The 16,609-nt window shown below is 68.8% G+C and carries 12 protein-coding genes and 1 pseudogene; 8 read left to right on the top strand and 5 right to left on the bottom strand.

Going from position 1 to position 16,609, the window contains the following annotated elements; all coding sequences use genetic code 11:
* The first annotated feature begins 137 nt into the window (after window positions 1-137).
* The 4 genes and pseudogenes from glgX (at window position 138) to AC1VNM_RS12615 (ending at window position 5,674) form a co-directional block, all read left to right on the top strand.
* Window positions 138-2,339 carry a glycogen debranching protein GlgX gene (gene glgX, locus AC1VNM_RS12630; protein ID WP_483107137.1) on the top strand — a complete coding sequence of 734 codons (2,202 nt, stop codon included), beginning with the start codon at window positions 138-140 and terminating at the stop codon, window positions 2,337-2,339.
* Complete coding sequence (malQ, locus tag AC1VNM_RS12625; protein WP_377153130.1) at window positions 2,336-3,859, top strand: 4-alpha-glucanotransferase; 1,524 nt, start codon at window positions 2,336-2,338, stop codon at window positions 3,857-3,859. Before glgX ends, malQ begins: the two co-directional genes overlap by 4 nt.
* Window positions 3,860-4,015: 156 nt before the next feature.
* A pseudogene (locus AC1VNM_RS12620) lies at window positions 4,016-5,217 on the top strand (cation:proton antiporter).
* Window positions 5,218-5,263: 46 nt separating this feature from the next.
* The gene (locus AC1VNM_RS12615) at window positions 5,264-5,674 is read left to right on the top strand and encodes a VOC family protein (protein WP_483107136.1); all 411 of its coding nucleotides are present in this window, start codon (window positions 5,264-5,266) and stop codon (window positions 5,672-5,674) included.
* A 70-nt stretch (window positions 5,675-5,744) separates the two neighbouring features.
* On the opposite strand, the gene AC1VNM_RS12610 is transcribed toward AC1VNM_RS12615, so the two are convergent.
* From AC1VNM_RS12610 to aat, 5 genes are all read right to left on the bottom strand, one after another.
* Window positions 5,745-6,254: a hypothetical protein gene (locus AC1VNM_RS12610; RefSeq protein ID WP_377153136.1), complete on the bottom strand. Its 510-nt coding sequence runs from the start codon at window positions 6,252-6,254 to the stop codon at window positions 5,745-5,747.
* A gap of 254 nt (window positions 6,255-6,508) precedes the next feature.
* Complete coding sequence (locus AC1VNM_RS12605; RefSeq protein ID WP_483107135.1) at window positions 6,509-8,551, bottom strand: glycosyl hydrolase family 18 protein; 2,043 nt, start codon at window positions 8,549-8,551, stop codon at window positions 6,509-6,511.
* A gap of 63 nt (window positions 8,552-8,614) precedes the next feature.
* Complete coding sequence (locus tag AC1VNM_RS12600) at window positions 8,615-11,233, bottom strand: chitinase C-terminal domain-containing protein (RefSeq protein ID WP_483107134.1); 2,619 nt, start codon at window positions 11,231-11,233, stop codon at window positions 8,615-8,617.
* Window positions 11,234-11,914: 681 nt separating this feature from the next.
* Entirely contained in the window at window positions 11,915-12,640 is a 726-nt protein-coding gene (locus tag AC1VNM_RS12595) for an arginyltransferase (RefSeq protein WP_483107133.1), read from the bottom strand.
* 36 nt (window positions 12,641-12,676) lie between these two features.
* Window positions 12,677-13,447 carry a leucyl/phenylalanyl-tRNA--protein transferase gene (gene aat, locus AC1VNM_RS12590; RefSeq protein WP_483109272.1) on the bottom strand — a complete coding sequence of 257 codons (771 nt, stop codon included), beginning with the start codon at window positions 13,445-13,447 and terminating at the stop codon, window positions 12,677-12,679.
* 58 nt (window positions 13,448-13,505) lie between these two features.
* Here aat and AC1VNM_RS12585 point away from each other — a divergent pair, with 58 nt between their 5' ends.
* The 4 genes from AC1VNM_RS12585 (at window position 13,506) to AC1VNM_RS12570 (ending at window position 16,575) form a co-directional block, all read left to right on the top strand.
* Entirely contained in the window at window positions 13,506-13,889 is a 384-nt protein-coding gene (locus AC1VNM_RS12585) for an ArsC family reductase (RefSeq protein WP_483107132.1), read from the top strand.
* Window positions 13,890-13,902: 13 nt separating this feature from the next.
* Entirely contained in the window at window positions 13,903-14,589 is a 687-nt protein-coding gene (locus AC1VNM_RS12580) for a riboflavin synthase subunit alpha (protein WP_377153146.1), read from the top strand.
* Between the two features lie 500 nt (window positions 14,590-15,089).
* Window positions 15,090-15,458, top strand: a complete 369-nt coding sequence (locus AC1VNM_RS12575; protein ID WP_483107131.1) for a hypothetical protein — start codon at window positions 15,090-15,092, stop codon at window positions 15,456-15,458.
* A gap of 166 nt (window positions 15,459-15,624) precedes the next feature.
* A complete protein-coding gene (locus AC1VNM_RS12570; protein WP_483107130.1) occupies window positions 15,625-16,575 on the top strand; it encodes a CsgG/HfaB family protein in 951 nt (316 codons plus the stop codon).
* Window positions 16,576-16,609: the final 34 nt, after the last annotated feature.

Raw genomic sequence — 16,609 nt, 5'->3', positions numbered from 1 at the left:
CAGCGATTCACAACGCGGACTCGCCCCGCGTTGAATCGATGAATCTCATGAAATCAACAGCTTGCAATCGAATTCGGGATTACCCGATGTAGTGAAACTACATTCCTGTGAACGCCTGAGAGATACTTCGAACCATGATGACCGTCTTCCCAGAGGCCTTGTCAGCGGGCCGCCATGAGCCGCTGGGCGCCACCGTCCGCGACGGGGGCGTCAACGTCGCGGTGTTCTCGGCCCACGCGACGGGCGTCGACCTGTGCCTCTATGACGAGACCGGGACTGTCGAGCTGAAACGGTATGCGCTGGACGAGCCGGTCGACGGCGTGTGGACCGGCTTCCTGCCCGGCGCGCGGGCGGGCCAACTCTACGGCCTGCGCGCGCACGGCCCGCACGCGCCGCGCGAGGGGCACCGCTTCAACGCCGGCAAGCTGCTGCTGGATCCCTACGCGCGCGAGATCGTCGGCGAGTTCCGCAACCTGCCCGAGGACCACGGTTATCCCTTCGGCCATCCGGACGGCCCGCTCGCGCTGGACGAGCGCGACAACGGCGCGACCGCGCTGAAGGCGCGTGTCGCCGCGCCGCCTGCCGGCCCGAGTCCGCGCGCCAATGCGCCGCGTCATGCGCCGTGCGACGTGGTGCTGTACGAAGTCCATGTGAAGGGCTTCTCGATGCGCCATCCGCAGATCCCGCAGGTGCTGCGAGGCAGCTATGCCGCGCTCGCGCATCCGGTGGCGATCGCGCACTTCAAGCGGCTCGGCGTGACCACGCTGTCGCTGCTGCCGGTGCAGTTCGCCGTCGACGAGCCGCACCTCTTCGGCACCGGCCTGCGCAACTACTGGGGCTACAACACGCTGGGCTTCTTCGCGCCCGATCCGCGGCTGGCCTCCGCCGCCGTGCGTCACGACCCGACCGCCGTCGCCGCCGAGTTCCGCGGGATGGTCCGGGCGCTGCACGAGGCCGGGCTGGAAGTCGTGCTCGACGTCGTCTACAACCACACGCCCGAGGGCAACGAGTGGGGCCCGACGCTGTCGCTGCGCGGGCTCGACCAGAAGAGCTACTACCGGCTGCAGGCCGACGATCCCTCGCGGATGGAGAACCTGACCGCCTGCGGCAACACCGTCAACGTGGAGCACCCGCGCGTCGCGCAGCTCGTGCTGGACTCGCTGCGCTTCTGGGTCGGCGAGATGGGCGTGGACGGCTTCCGCTTCGACCTCGCGCCGGTGCTGGGCCGCACGGCGGCGGGGCACGATCCGCAGGCGTCGTTCTACACGGCGCTGCGGCAGGATCCGCTGCTCTCCCAGGTGCACCTGATCGCCGAGCCCTGGGACGTCGGGCCGGACGGTTATCAGCTCGGACGATTCCCGGGCCGCTTCATGGAATGGAACGACAAGTTCCGCGATGCGGCGCGTGGCTTCTGGCTCGGCCACGGGCCGGACGGTACGACGATCGGCCGCGCCGAATTCGCGCGGCGCTTCAGCGCGTCGGGCGATGTGTTCCATCCGCAAGGGCAGGGCGGCGAGCGGGCGGCACGTTCGCCGCTGGCCTCGATCAACTTCCTGGCGGTGCACGACGGCTACACGCTCAACGACCTCGTCAGCTACAGCCGCAAGCACAACCAGGCCAACGGCGAAGACAACCGCGACGGCCGCGACGGCGAGCTGTGCGGCAACTTCGGCGTGGAAGGGCCGACCGACGATCCCCACATCCGCGAGGCGCGCGAGCGCGCCCGGCGCGCGATGCTCGCGACGCTGCTGCTGTCGCAGGGCACGCCGATGCTGTACTCGGGCGACGAGTTCGGCAACGGGCAGGGCGGCAACAACAACGCGTACTGCCAGGACAACGAGATCGGCTGGCTGGACTGGCCGAACGCCGACGAGGCGCTGATCGCGTTCACCGCTGAGCTCGCGCGGCTGCGCCGCACGTACCCCTTGCTTCATCACGCGCGCTGGTTTGCCGTGCCGCAGGCCGATGAGACCGATAAGGCCGATGAGACCGAGGCCGCACCGTACACAGGCACAGGCGCGATCGACCGCCCGGCGTTGCGCTGGTTCCACCCCGATGGACATGCGATGCGCGATCCGGACTGGCGCTATGACGAAGCGCCGGCGCTCGCCGCGCTGCTGAGCGATGGCCGCGAGCGCCTGCTGCTGATCGCCAATCCCTCGGCGACGCCCCGCCGCTTCACGCTGCCGGCCGGCGCGTGGCGCCTGCTGCTGGACAGCAGCGGCGAACTCACGGCCGCACCCTTGGGCGACGATGCCTTCACCGCGCTCACGGCGCCCGCGCGCAGCCTGCTGCTGTGCATCGAGAATTCCGCAGAACCCCTCAGAGCGACACCATGACGATCGACCTCCACAAGCGCCAATCCGGCGTGCTGCTGCACGTCACTTCGCTGCCCGGCCCGAACGGCGCCGGCGACTTCGGGCCCGGGGCCTACCACTTCGTCGATTGGTTGCAGTCGGCCGGCCAGTCGATCTGGCAGTGGCTGCCCAGCACCCCGATCGGCCCGGGCGAGAGTCCCTATCAGGGCGTGTCGGCCTTCGCCGGCAATCCGTGGCTGGTGGCCTTGGAGCCGCTGGTGGCCAAGGGCTGGCTCGCACAGCCGGTGCCGCCCGAAGGCGGCTTCGATGCGGCACGCGTCGATTACGGCCGCGTGCTGCCGTGGCGCGAGCAGCAGCTGCGCGCCGCCGCGCAGGGCTTCTTCACGACGGGCGCGGCCACCGACCGCGCCGCTTATGAACTCTGGTGCGTGTCGCAGCGCGACTGGCTGCAGGACTACGCGCTGTTCATGGCGATCCGCTCGCGACGCGACGGGCAGGGCTGGTGGGACTGGCCGCGCGACCTGGCCGCGCGCGAGCCGCGCGCGCTCGTGGCCGCCCGCGAGCAGTACGCGGACGAGGTCGCGTTCTGGCAGTTCGTGCAATGGTGCTTCGACGTCCAGGTCGGCGCGCTGAAGGCCTACGCGAATGAACGCGGCGTCCACATCATGGGCGACCTGCCGATCTTCGTCGCCCACGACAGCGCCGATTGCTGGGCCCGTCCCGACCTGTACGAGTTCGACGAGCACTTCCAGCCCACCGTCGTCGCCGGCGTGCCGCCGGACGCGATGGCCGCGACCGGTCAGCGCTGGGGCAATCCGATGTACCGCTGGGACAAGATGGCCCACGAGCACTTCGCGTGGTGGACCGCGCGCGTCAAGCGCATGCTGAGTTCGGCCGACGTGTTCCGCATCGACCACTTCCGCGGCTTCGCGGCCTACTACGAGATCCCCGCCGACAGCCCCGACGCGACGCGCGGTGTCTGGAAGACCGGTCCGGGCAAGGCGCTGTTCGACGCGATCGCGAAGTCGCTGGGCCAGCTGCCCATCGTGGCCGAGGACCTGGGATTCATCACGCCCGACGTGCATGAGCTGCGCGACGCGCTGGCCTATCCCGGGATGAAGATCCTCCAGTTCGGTTTCGGCGGCGACGGCGGGCACGAGTTCCTGCCGCACAACTGGCCGCGCGCGGCCGTCTGCTACACCGGCACGCACGACAACGACACGGTGCGCGGCTGGTGGAACCAGGCCAGCGCCCACGAACGCGCCTACGTCGCCGCCTACCTGGCCTGCGGCGACCACGACATCCACTGGGCCATGATCCGCGCCTGCGCGAATTCGGTGGCCAACGTGGCGGTCTATCCGCTGCAGGATGTGCTGGGCCTGGACAGCGCCCATCGCATGAACATCCCCGGCACCCTCGGCGGCAACTGGGAATGGCGCTTCACCTGGGACATGGTCGGCGCCGAGCCGGGCCGCGTGCTCGGCCTGATCGCCGCGACCAGCGGGAGAGCCCCTATTGCCGGCGCCGGGCTGCCGGAGTGAAATCCTTTGAAACCGCTTTCATGAGAGCCTAGGGAAAGCGAGGGCGGTGATTGCGAGGGCTTGCCCCTCACAATCCAGTTCCCGAGAGACAACGTTGTCATCGACTGCCTGGGCGCTGTGGCGCACCGGGCGGCGGACAGCGCAGAGGAGCCGCCGATGAGCACGACCGAGATCTTCCTGATCGCCATGGCGATCATCTTCACCGTCCCCTACCTGGTGTGGCGACTGGGGGGACGGACTACTTCGCGCCGTTGGTCGTGGTGCAGATCATCACCGGCATCCTGCTCGGCCCGGGCGTGCTCGGCCGGGCCTTTCCCGAGTACTACCAGTTCGTCTTCAACCCGTCGGTCGTGCAGTCGCTCAACGGCGTGGCCTGGTGGGCGGTGATGCTGTTCGTGTGGATCGCCGGCATCGAGCTCGACCTGAAGAAGGCTTGGGCGCATCGCGTCGAGAGCGGCATCACCGCCGGCCTGGCGCTGGGCGTGCCGATGGCCTTCGGCTCGGCAGCCGCGGTGGTGCTGCTGGGCATGGGATCGCAGTGGATGGGCGCGCAGGCGCAGACCTGGCAGTTCATCGTCGGCGTCGGCATGGCGTGCGCGGTGACGGCCTTGCCCATCCTCATCCTGCTGATGGAGAAACTCGAGATCCTGCGCCAGCCGATCGGGCAGCGCATCCTCCGTTACGCCAGCCTGGACGACATCCTGATCTGGGCCGTGCTCGCCATCATCCTGATGGACTGGTCGCGGGTCGGCAAGCAGGTGTTGTTCCTGGCGGCATTCGCCATCGCGACCGTGCTGTTCCGGCGCCTGATGCGCGCCATTCCCGCGCGGGACCGCTGGTACGTGGGGCTGATCTGGCTGGCGGTGATCGCGTTCGGCGCGGACTGGTCGGGGCTGCACTACATGGTCGGGGCGTTCCTGGCCGGTGTCGTGATGGATGCCGAATGGTTCGACCAGGCGCAGATGGACGCGCTGCGCCATCACGTGCTGCTGGTGATCATGCCGGTCTTCTTCCTCAGCACGGGCCTGCGCACGCAGTGGGGACTGGAGGGCGGCGCGGTGTTCGCGGCGGCGGCGCTGCTGCTGGCGGCGTCGGTCAGCGGCAAGCTGCTGGGCACGCACGTGGCGGGGCGCATCCTGCGATGGGCGCCGGGCGAGGCCGGCATCATCGGCTGGCTGCTGCAGACCAAGGCGCTGATCATGATCATCTTTGCCAACGTGCTGCTGGACAAGCAGATCATCACCAGCGAGACCTTCACCGCGCTGCTGCTGATGGCCGTCGGGTCGACGATGCTGACGGTGCCCGTGGTGGCGCCGCGGCTGGCGCGGATCAAGGAGCTGGTGTTCCGCGCCAGTTGAGGAAGGCAGGCAGAATCCCGGCGTTGTCGCCTGACGGGAGTCTGCCTTGATCGATCACCTCGACCACCTGGTCCTCACGACCGCCCATGAGGCGGACTGCATCCGCTTCTATACCGAGGTGCTGGGCATGCGGCTGGAGAGCTTCGTCGGCGGCACGCCGCCGGTCACGCGCCAGGCCTTCCTCTTCGGCCAGCAGAAGATCAACCTGCATGTGAAGGGCCGGGAGTTCGAGCCCAAGGCGCACACGCCGGTGCCGGGCGCGCTGGACCTCTGCTTCATCGCGTCGATCCCGCTGGATCAGGTCATCGAACGCTTGAACGCGCTGCAGGTGGCCATCATCGAAGGGCCGGTGATGCGCACCGGCGCGACGGGAAAGATCCGCTCGGTCTACCTGCGGGATCCCGACCTCAACCTCATCGAGATCTCGGAACTGGCGGAACCCGCGCCGCGCTCCTGAAGCGCTTGGCGCTTTCGGCGCTCTCTGCGCTGTGGGCGTTCCCGGCGCTGGCCTTGCGGCTCGCGGCGCCTCAGTGGGCCATCATCGCCGCGTGCGCCAGGGTCGGCATGTGCGTCAGCATCGAGGCCGGCGGCACCATCGCGGCCTGGGCCGCGGCGCTGACGACCACCGCGGCCGTCGCCGACCACGGCAGTCCGACGCGGGCCTCGGCCAGCAGGCGGGCCGGCACCTCCATCAGGTGCGGGACGATGCTGAGGGACTCGTCCGCGCGGGCGAGCTCGATCTCCTGCGCCGACATGCCCACGAACACGTGCGCGAAGCCCTGCTCGATGGCATCCAGCGCCGCTTCCGTGGCGCGGCGCCAGCGCTTTACCGCGGCGACGTCCGCGCGGGACGCGGCTTCCGGGATGGACCACCGTGTGTCCCCGCCCGTCACCGCACGCGCGGCGTTGAACGCGTCCACTACGCCCGCCGGTCCGCCCAGGCGGGCGTCCAGCACCTGCATGGCGATGACGCACGCCAGCTCGCGCTGGTGATAGGGGACCATGACTCGTTCCAGGATGACTTCGTAGCGACGCATGACGGGTTCCTCGGTGGCTCGGCTGCTGAATGGGAAGGATGAGAATACTGGATGAACGTACAGTATTCAATCGCGATCCTGGGGGTAGCTGCCACGCGCTGGCAGGATGGAGCGCAGGAGGGCCGCAGGAGGGGGAACCGCAGCACGCCCGGGGGGAGGCAGGATGAAAAAAGCCCCCGCGCGGAGGACCGCGCGGGGGCTCTTGGCGCCCTGTCGGGGGGAGCGGCCGGGGCCGCTCCGGAGGGCTCCAGGCCTTACTTCAGGCCCGCGCCCATCGCCTTGGACAGCGAGGCCGTCGGATCGTCCCCCGAGAACTCCCAGAAGAACGCGCCGCCGAAGCCCCTGGACTTCACGTAGGCCATCTTGATGGCGATCGTGGCGGGCGTGTCGAAGCTCCAGAAGGTCGAGCCGTTGTAGATCCACTGCGCCTTGCTGACGTCGTCGATCCGGCTGGTGTAGCCCTGCAGGTTCTTCAGGACCTTGTAGTCCTCGTTGCCCGCCTCGTAGGTGCCGGGGGCCGGCGTGCCGCTCTGGTACAGGCCGTTGTTGACGTTGGGGACGTTGGTCCAGCCGCGGCCGTAGAAGCCGATGCCGACGTTCAGCTTCGAGGCCGGGACGCCCTTGTCCAGGAAGGCCTGCATCGCGTCGTTGGTGTTGTACTTCTTCACGTCACCGGTCGACGGATCGTTGGCCGGCGCGTACAGCGCCGAGTGGAACCCGGTGATCGTGTCCCAGCCGCCGTGGAAGTCGTACGTCATCACGTTGATGAAGTTCAGGTACGGATGGATCTGGTCCGGGTCATAGGCCCGCACCTTGTCCACGCCCGCGCCCGACGCGATCGACAGCAGCAGGCCCGGACGCACCGCGTCCAGCTGCTTGCGGAACTCGGCCAGCAGGCCGGTGAAGTTGGCGCGATCCTCGGCCGTGCCGCAGGCCAGGCCGCAGGCGTTCGGGTACTCCCAGTCGAGGTCGATGCCGTCGAACACGCCGGCCGCCGCGCCCGGGCCGCCCGCGCCGTCCGTCACCGGCACGTTGCCCTTGATGTAGGCGTCCACGCAGCTCTTGACGAAGTTGACCCGGTTCTCCGGACGCGCCGCGCTCGAGAAGCCGCGCGACCAGGTCCAGCCGCCCAGCGAGATCAGCACCTTGATCTTCGGATACTTGGCCTTGAGCTTCTTGAGCTGGTTCCAGCTGCCGCGCAGCGGCTGGTCCCAGGTGTCGGCCACGCCGTCGACGCTGAGGTCGGCGCCGTAGGACTTGCCGTAGTCGGCGAAGGCGTCGCCGCCTTCACCGGTGGACTCGTTGCTCGGGATGATCTTGCCGACTTCGCAGACGTTGTTGCGGACGTTGCCGAACGCGTAGTTGATGTGCGTGAGGTTGGCCGCCGAGCCGCTCGTGTCGATGTTCTTGACGTGGTAGTTGCGGCCGTAGATGCCCCACTGCGCGAAGTAGCCCAGCAGGACCTTGTCGCCGGCGGTCTGCGTGTCGGTCTTCACCGTGATCGGCGCCGACGGCTGCGACGAGCCGGCCTGGTTGAAGGCCGAGACCGTGAAGGTGTAGTTCGTGTTGGCCGTCAGGTTGGTGACGCTGGCGCTGGTGGCCGCGCCCTGCGCGACCTGCGTCGATCCCTGGTTGACGCGGTACTGCACCGTGCAGTTCGGGCCGGCGGCGACGGCGTTCCAGGCCAGGTTGACGCTGGTGGCCGTCTTGGACGGCGAGCTCAGGCCCGAGGGCGTGGCCGGCGCCGCGGCGCAGGTGCCGTTGCTGGCGGTGCTGGTCAGTAGCGTGCTGCTCAGGCCGGAGACATTGCCCGCCTTGTCCTTCGCGCGGACCTGGTAGCTGTACGAGGTCCCCGCCGACAGGCCGGAGTCGGTGTAGCTGGTCGCCGTGGGCGACGCGATCAGGGAGCCGCCGCGCAGCAGCTCGTAGTTGTTGACGCCGCTGCCGGCGTCGGTGGACGCGCCCCAGCTCAGCGTGATGCTGCTGCTGGTGATGCCGCTGGAGGTCAGGCCCGAGGGCACGGTCGGCGGCGTGGTGTCGGTGCCGCCGCCGGTGCAGGCGCCCAGCGACTTCCACACGTCCCACTGGCCGGAGTGGGTGGCGGGCGCTTCGTTCTGCGTCCACCACTTGGCCTGGTAGGCGATGTTGTTCTGCTTGGCGAAGCTGTTGGAGGTGCCGGTGTAGATGCCGGACGCCGACCATTCGGGCACGTTGGTGCAGTCGTAGGCGTGCGCGGTGCCGGCGGCCATCGCGGCGGCCAGGGCGATGCCGCCGAGGCGGACCATCTGTCTCTTCATGTCGATCTCCTGTGGGTCAAAGGGTGGTGGTGGGGAGGTCCGGGAGGCCGGCGCCGATGTCGCTCATCGCGTGGCCGAAGTCTTGGCGGAGGTCTTCGCCGCCGCCGGTGCTGCGGCAGGCACCGCGCCGCGGCGCGCTTCCTGCGCCAGCGCATAGCTGCGGCCGTTCACGGTGACGGTCCAGTTGCTGGGCATCGTCGACGGCAGGAAGTAATTGATCGTCAGCGTCACGCTGGCGCCGGGGGTCAGGCTTTGCCACGACGGCAGCTTGAAGCTGGCGCGGTGGAAGTCGTTCTTCAGCCCGCCGATGTTGTTGCCCGCGGGGTTCGAGCCGTTGCTGATCACCGTGAGGCCGAATCCGCTCTGGTCCGTCACCGTCGACGGGATCGCGGTGGGGACGTCGAACTGGAACTCCGTGCCGCCGGGCAGCGTCGTCGTGCTGTTGTTGGTCAGCGTGAGCTTGGGCGTGATCGGGTAGTTGCTGTCGCCGAGTGCGAAGCCGCCGAGCGCGTACGCGATGTCCAGCGTCTCCGCCGGCAGCGCCGCCGAGCTGAGGCGGTTGCCGTAGGCCGGTGCCGTCTTCAGCTTGTTGTAGAGCGCGCTCGTCAGCGTGTTGCCGATGAAGTACTCGTTGCGCGCCGTGTCGAAGGCGTAATCGCCGGCGAACTCCCAGAACATCACGCCGCCGATGCCGCGATCGGCCACGTACTGCGCCTTCACGCCGAGCGACTGCTTGTCCTCGGTGCTGATGAAGACCTTCTTCTGCGCGTTCCACAGCCACGGCGCCACCAGCGTCGCGTCGTAGTTGCGGACGTAGGTGCCGGTCAGCTGGTCGGCCGGGTTCGTGGCCGGGTTCAGGCCGTAGGCGGCGAGGTAGCTGCCCGGGCGGCCCGACGCGAGGTTCATCGCATGCCACATCGGGTTGGAGCCGGCGGGCACTTCCTTGCTGGAGACGTCGAGGTCGTGCCAGAGGTTGTCGATGCCGACGGCGCCGTTGCCGCACTTCTGCACGGTGCCGCCGCCGGTGCCGGCGGGGCACTTGCTCTGGTCGGGCAGGGCCGCCTGGCCCCACAGGCCGTTGGTGCCGCCGGTCACGCCCTGCCAGCCGCGGGTGTAGTACGGCACGCCGATGTTGATGCGGCCCGCCGGCATCGCGCCGCGGAAGTAGTGGTACGCCCAGTCGGTGTTGAGGTAGCCGATGCGCGCGTACTGCGTGGCGGTGTAGTAGCTCCACGCGGTGAGCTCGCCGTCCTTGCCGTCGTCATACAGCGCCGCGTTGGGACCGACGAATTGATTCCACGCCCCGTGCAGGTCGTAGCTCATGATGTTCACGTAGTCCAGGTACTGCGTGACCTGGAAGGCCTCCATTCCGCGCAGCAGGTAGGCGGAGGAAGGCGCCGCGATCGTGAGCAGGTAATGGCGCTGATCGGACTGGCTGGCCGCGTCGAGCTTCGCGCGCAGCGTGCGCATCAGCACGACGTAGTTCTTCATCAGCGCGCCGCGCCGCGCGTTGCTGATGGCGAAGTCCACCGGGTTGCCGGCGTTGTTCATGCTGGTCGGGTACTCGTAGTCGATGTCGACGCCGTCGAACCCGTACTGCCGCAGGAAGGCCACCGCCGAATCCGCGAACGCGTTGATGCCGGCCGTGTTGGTCGAGCCGTCCGCGTTCGTCGTCATCGTGTAGAAGCCGCCCGTCTCGGCCCAGCCGCCGACCGAGATCAGCGTCTTGACGTTGGGGTACTGCTTCTTGAACTTGTTGAGCAGGTTGAAGTGGCCCTTGTACGCATAGGCCGGGTCCATCTCCGCGCCCGCGATGCCGGGCCAGGTGAGGCCGGTGGCGGGGTTGGTCGCGTCGGCGGTGTTGCCGACGGAAAGCTTGTTGGCCGCGTCCACATGCGCGAACGCGTAGTTGATGTGCGTGACCTGACCCCACGGGATCTGGTGCGCCAGGAACGCGGGCTGACCGGTCTTGCCGGTGCGCCAGCTGGTGAAGTAGCCGATGATGCGGCGCGGCTTGTCCGCGCCCATCTTCTCGCGGCCCTGGTCGTCGTAGACCTTGCAGTAGGCGGGCGCCGTGCCGGCGGTGGTGGCGAGGCCCTCGGGGCGGCAGCGCTCGTCGCCGGTGACCTGGCCCTGCACGGTGATGCGCAGCGCGGCGGTGTCGGTGGTCGCGCCCTTGTCGTCGGTGGCGCGGGCGGTGATGTCGGCCACGCCGGCACGCGCGGTCCAGCTCACGCTGAACGGCGCGGTGGTGTCCTCGGCGACCAGCGCGCCGTTGACGTAGAAGCCGACCTTGGCGACGGTGCCGTCGCTGTCCCCGGCCGTCGCGGCCAGCGTCACGGTGTCACCGGCGGTCGGCGAGGTGCCCGCGGTCGGCGCGCTCAACGCCACCGTCGGCGGCTTGTTCGTGCCGCCGCCGCCGCCCTCGCAGGCGCCCAGCACCTTCCACACATCCCATTGCCCGGAGTTCGTCGCCGGCGGGTTGTTCTGCGTCCACCACTTGGCCTGGTAGGCGGTGCTGGTCTGCTTGACGATCGCATTGCCGCTGTACGCGGTGGCGGCATTCCAATCGGCGACGCCGGTGCAGTCGTAGGCCATCGCCGAGGTGCTGGCGACGGCCAGCACCATCGGCATCAGCCACGGCAGCATCGGGTGGGGACGGGCGCAGGGACGTTGTCTCATCGGGGGGGCTCCTGACGGGTGGTCGTTATGGACGTCTTGCGGACGTCTTGTGGTCGTCTTCGCGAACTGCAGGGATGAGCGCCGCCGCGCCGGGCGACTGCGGACGCAGCGCGGCGGAAACGGTCAGGGCTCGGAAGAAAAAGCGCCGGTCGGTTCAACCGGCGAAGGCGGCGGCCGCTCGGGCCCGGCCGCCGGGGACCGGCCTCAGGCGGCTGTCAGGCCGGCCACTCGGGGGCGGCGGGGCGGATCAGCGGCGCCGCGGCCGGAACGGGTCCGGCGGCGCGGTCGGCGGTACGAAGAAAGGCGCGTGCAGACATGGCAGTCACTCCCTGGCTTGTCGACGTGCGGTCCGCGGGCTGATCCCGGCGGACGGCGTGCGGTTTGCAACCGCGGCGTCTAGGAGACCAATACCGCTGCTGATCTCATAGTGGTATGCAATGTAGATACCACTAACGTCTGCATCATTCAGGTTAACCCTCAAGACCTGCGTAACGTGTCGTAATGGTGTCGTCAAGAACGTGTATGGACGTCAATTTAGGCAAATCAAAGGGAAAACCGGTACGACCGGAGAGGTCGACAGGAAAAACCAGTGTGGGACCAATTCTTGCCACGCGCGGTCTCCCGACCGGCTGCCAGGGAGGCAAAGGGGGACGCGCCCGGGAGGCGCGACAGCGTCGGAACTCAGCGCTCGACGCGCGACCACAACTCGTCGCGCAGCAACTCGTGCGGCAGGAAGCGGGCCTTGTAGGCCATCTTGTCGCTCTGCGCGATCCAGTAGCCCAGGTAGAGGTGGGGCAGGCTCAGGTCGCGGGTCTGACGCAGCTGCCACAGCACGTTGTAGGTGCCGTAGCTGACGTTGGGCTCGGGCTCGTAGAAGGTGTAGACCGCCGACAGCCCGTCACCCAGGATGTCGAGGATGGAGACCATCTTCAGCGCGCCATCGGGCTCGCGGAATTCCACCAGCCGCGAGTTCACCCGGCTCTGCAGCAGGAACTGCGTGTACTGGTCGACGCTGTCGTGGTCCATGCCGCCGCCGCTGTGGCGGCCGGCCTGGTAGCGCAGGTAGAGCTGGTAGTGCTCGTCGCTGTAGCCCAGCCGCATGACGCGGGCCTGCAGCGCCTGGTGCTGCGTCCAGGCGCGGCGCTGGCTGCGGTTGGGCTGGAAGTCCGCCACCGGGATGCGCATCGGCACGCAGGCCTTGCAGCCGTCGCAGTAGGGACGGTAAGTGAACATGCCGCTGCGCCGGAAGCCGGCGGCGACCAGGCTCGAATACGCGTCGGCGTGGATCAGATGGCTCGGCGTGGCGACCTGCGAGCGCGCCTGGCGGTCGCTGAGGTAGCTGCAGGGGTAGGGCGCAGTCGCGTAGAACTGCAGCTCGGCCAGCGGGAGTTCCTTGGGGTGCGTCACGGGCTCTGGGGCTCTGGGGCTCGGGGGCTTGGTGGCTCAGGGCGGGTCGTTCTGGGAGTCGCTCAAAGAGTCGCTCAGGCCCAGGTGGGCCCACAGGCGCGGATGATAGGACCAATCCCCGGGCGCAGGCAGGCCGGCGTGCGCGGCGAGGTGCGCCTCGAACGCCTCGCGGGTGACCGGCGCCGCGCCCAGCGAGGCGAGATGCGCCGTCTGCTGCTGGCAGTCGATCCAGGGGATGTCGAATTCGCGGCACAGGCAGATCAGCGCCGCGAGAGCGATCTTGGACGCGTCGGTCCTGCGCATGAACATCGATTCGCCGAAGAACATCCGGCCAAGGTTGACGCCATACAGGCCGCCGACCAGTTCGCCGTCCATCCAGGTCTCGACCGAATGCACCGTGCCTTCGCGCGCCAGCTGCAGGTAGGCCTGCTGCATCTCCGGCACGATCCAGGTGCCGTCCTGGCCGTCGCGCGAGGTGCTGGCGCAGGCCTTGAGCACGGTCTCGGCGGCGTGGTCGACGCGGATCTCGCAGCCCGGCGTGCGGATGAACTTCGCCACCGTCTTGCGCAGCGAGCGCGAGAGCTTGAAATCCTCCGTCCGCAGGACCATGCGCGGATCGGTGGTCCACCACAGGATGGGCTGGCCTTCCCCATACCAGGGGAAGATCCCCCGGGCGTAGGCCGCGCGCAGGCGGGCGGGCCTCAGGTCGCCGCCGGCCGCGAGCAGCCCCGGAGCGTCGCTGCGCGGCCCCAGCGCGCGGCGGGTCGGCGGGAAGTCCAGAGAGTCATCGTCGAGCCAGGGGATCATCCGCTTCATGGTAGCGTGCCGCCTTCGTTCCACGCCCGTCGGCGCCCCCCTCGTTCCCATGATCACCCTCTACGGCATCCCCAACTGCGACACCGTCAAGCGCGCCCGCGCCTGGCTCGACGAGCAGGGCCTCGCGTACCAGTTCCACGACTACAAGAAGCAGGGCGTGCCCGCGGCGAAGCTGCCGCAGTGGATGGCCGAGCTCGGCTGGGACAAGGTGCTGAACCGCGCCGGGACCACCTGGCGCAAGCTGGATGACGGCGCCAAGGCCGGCGTGACGGATGCGACCAGCGCCGCCGCGCTGATGGTCGAGCAGCCGAGCGTGATCAAGCGCCCGGTCGTCGAATGGAACGACGGCCGGCTGAGCCTGGGCTTCTCGCCCGAGCTGTTCGCGTCGCACGCTGCTGAAGCGGCGAAGACGGCGAAAACGGCGAAACGCTGATCGGAGGCCCGCCATGTTCACCGGTATCGTCCAAGGCATCGCGCAGGTCGCCGCCATCACCGACAGGGAAGGCCTGCGCAGCTTCACGCTCGACTTCCCCGAGGGCTTCTGCCAGGACCTGGAGATCGGCGCGTCCGTCGCCTGCGACGGGGTCTGCCTGACCGTCACCGCCCTGAAGGGCGATCACGAGGCCGACTTCGACGTGATGCTCCAGAGCCTGAACCTCACGGCGCTGGGGCAACTGGGCGTCGGCGGCCGGCTCAACGTCGAGCGCGCCGCCAAGGAGGGCGCCGAGATCGGCGGCCACCCGCTGTCGGGCCACGTCGATTTCATGGCGAAGGTCGAGTCGATCCGCCGCCCCGCCAACAACCACGTGATCCGCATCGCCGTGCCGGCGCCGTGGATGCGCTACATCTTCGCCAAGGGCTACATCGCGGTGAACGGCGCCAGCCTGACGGTGGCCGAGGCCGGCCGCAACGCCGACGGCTCGGGCTGGTTCGAGGTCTGGCTCATCCCCGAGACGCTGCGCATGACCACCTTCGCCGACAAGGGCGAGGGCGCGCCGCTGCACATCGAGATCGAGCGCCAGACGCAGGTGATGGTGGATACCGTCCGGGACGCCGTCGCCGAGAAGATCGGCGCGCTGATGCCGGCGCTGAAGCTGTTCGCGCAGGAGCGGGGCCTGGACCTCGACGCATAGCCCGCGCGGTCGGCGGCACGGTCGGCGGGCTCGCCATCGCGAGGTCGACGCATAGTCGATGTCCCCGCATTCGCCATCCCTACAACACCAGATGACCTAAGTCATGCGCGCGGCGCGGAGCGCCCGCGCGTCGACTGAACGGAAGTCCCCGCGGCCCCTCCGGCCGCGCGCGGACCGCGGCCCCCGGGAGGGGCACCGCCGACTTTTCCCCGTGTCCATCGGCCCTCGCGACGCTCCCCGCCAAGCCGCGCCGTTGCTCGCTTTGCCGGGGGCAGGCCTTGCCGTGCGGTGTGCGTCGACAGCAGGCCGTGCGACGTGTGGAACGCAGGCGTGGCGGATTGCGCAATCCGCCATCCCATCAACGTGGGAGGCGCCCGTACCACCACGATGGGGGCCTCGCTTTTTCGCCGGGAGGCGCCTAACAATCCGCGACATTCCTTTGAAATCGTTGGATTTCGGTACACACGCGTTAGGGGAAACGAATGTTGGCCAGAGGCCTGATGGTTGCCGGATTGCTTGCCGCCTCGATCGCGGCGCTTGCCCAGGTGCCTTACGTGTTCAGCTACAACCCGGGCCCGTCCCGCGGCACGAAATGGATGGCCAAGGCCTCCGACGGCAACGCCGAAGGCGCGGCCTCGGTGGTCTCGTCCTCGCCGCGTCCGGTGTGGGCGCGGGTCTGCTACACGATCGGCCCCTCGGACAGCACCGTGTCGGTCTACACCCAGACCCGCAATGAAGAGGCGCGCGCGTTCGAGATCGCCTGGGGCGGGTGCAGCGACGTGTTCGGTACCAGCATCTGGATCGGCAATCCGCACGGCCAGCCGGTCGGCGGCTATTACGGCGTCGCGCCGGCCACGCCCCTCGATTGATCCCTGAGTTCCCGGCTCCGTCCGGTCGGGTCCGGGCGGGGCATTGCGTCCGTTGCCCGCGTCCTTGTCGTCGCCAGCAGTCGCTCGCTGTTGCTTGTTGTCGCTCGTTCTTGTTGCTCGTTGTGAGACGTCGTCCCGGACGTCGTTAGAAAACCTGGAGGATTCCATGCTTGCCACTTCCCCTCTCGTCTCCTCGTCCAGCCTCGTGCTGAAGTCCGCCCTGATGCTGTCCCCGCTGCTGCTGGCCGGTTGCCTGGCCACCGCGCCGACGATGGGCGAGAACAAGGGCACCGTCTCCGGCGCCGCCGGCGGCGCGACCGCCGAGAACCAGAACAGCAAGCTCGAGCATTGCGACGAGACGCTGGGCACGCTGGCCATCTTCGAAGACACCAACGCCCCGTGGTGGTCGCAGCTGCGCGACCGCCAGCTGGGTTCGACCACGCCGGTGCTGCGCCTGATGGTCCAGCAGTCCAACTGCTTCGTGATCGTGGAACGCGGCCGCGCCTTCGCCAACATGGAACGTGAGCGCGCGCTGATGCAATCCGGCGAGGTCCGCTCGGGCAGCAACTTCGGCCAGGGCCAGATGGTCGCCGCCGACTACACGATGAGCCCCGAGATCCAGTTCTCCGGCAAGACCGGCGGCGGTGGCGGCGGCATCGGGACCGGCGCGATCGGCCTGCTCACCGCGGTGGCGGCCAACGTCAGCACCAACGAGGCGTCCACGACGCTGCTGCTGGTGGACAACCGCTCCGGCGTGCAGATCTCCGCCGCGGAAGGCACGGCCAAGAACTTCGACTTCGGCTTCGGCGGCGCGAGCTTCTTCGGCAATGCGGCGATCGCCGGCGGCGCCTACGGCAAGACGCCGCAGGGCAAGGTCATCGTGACCGCGTTCGCGGACTCGTACAACCAGATGGTCAAGGCGCTGCGCAACTACAAGGCGCAGCAGGTCAAGGGCGGGCTGGGGACCGGCGGCCGCCTGGGCGTGCAGGGCGGTTCGACCGCGGCGTCCAAGGAAATCGACCAGGCCGCCACGCCCGCGAAGGCGGCACCGAAGCCGGCCGCCAAGCCGGCGGCGAAGAAGCCCGCAACCACCACGACGCCGCCGACGACGAAGTGATGCGTTGAGGGAGTGCGGGGGGCGGGAGACCGCC

It is taken from the genome of Mitsuaria sp. MSU3D, assembly GCF_056867975.1.
Note: the sequence above shows the minus strand (reverse complement) of the source record. Positions and strands in the feature narration are given on the sequence as shown.

Excerpts from the sequence above, each read along its gene's own strand:
- glgX (WP_483107137.1), top strand. The coding sequence starts at position 138 with ATGACCGTCTTCCCAGAGGCCTTGTCAGCGGGCCGCCATGAGCCGCTG.
- malQ (WP_377153130.1), top strand. The coding sequence starts at position 2,336 with ATGACGATCGACCTCCACAAGCGCCAATCCGGCGTGCTGCTGCACGTC.
- AC1VNM_RS12610 (WP_377153136.1), bottom strand. The coding sequence starts at position 6,254 with ATGCGTCGCTACGAAGTCATCCTGGAACGAGTCATGGTCCCCTATCAC.
- AC1VNM_RS12605 (WP_483107135.1), bottom strand. The coding sequence starts at position 8,551 with ATGAAGAGACAGATGGTCCGCCTCGGCGGCATCGCCCTGGCCGCCGCG.
- AC1VNM_RS12600 (WP_483107134.1), bottom strand. The coding sequence starts at position 11,233 with ATGAGACAACGTCCCTGCGCCCGTCCCCACCCGATGCTGCCGTGGCTG.
- aat (WP_483109272.1), bottom strand. The coding sequence starts at position 13,447 with ATGATCCCCTGGCTCGACGATGACTCTCTGGACTTCCCGCCGACCCGC.
- AC1VNM_RS12585 (WP_483107132.1), top strand. The coding sequence starts at position 13,506 with ATGATCACCCTCTACGGCATCCCCAACTGCGACACCGTCAAGCGCGCC.
- AC1VNM_RS12580 (WP_377153146.1), top strand. The coding sequence starts at position 13,903 with ATGTTCACCGGTATCGTCCAAGGCATCGCGCAGGTCGCCGCCATCACC.
- AC1VNM_RS12575 (WP_483107131.1), top strand. The coding sequence starts at position 15,090 with ATGGTTGCCGGATTGCTTGCCGCCTCGATCGCGGCGCTTGCCCAGGTG.
- AC1VNM_RS12570 (WP_483107130.1), top strand. The coding sequence starts at position 15,625 with ATGCTTGCCACTTCCCCTCTCGTCTCCTCGTCCAGCCTCGTGCTGAAG.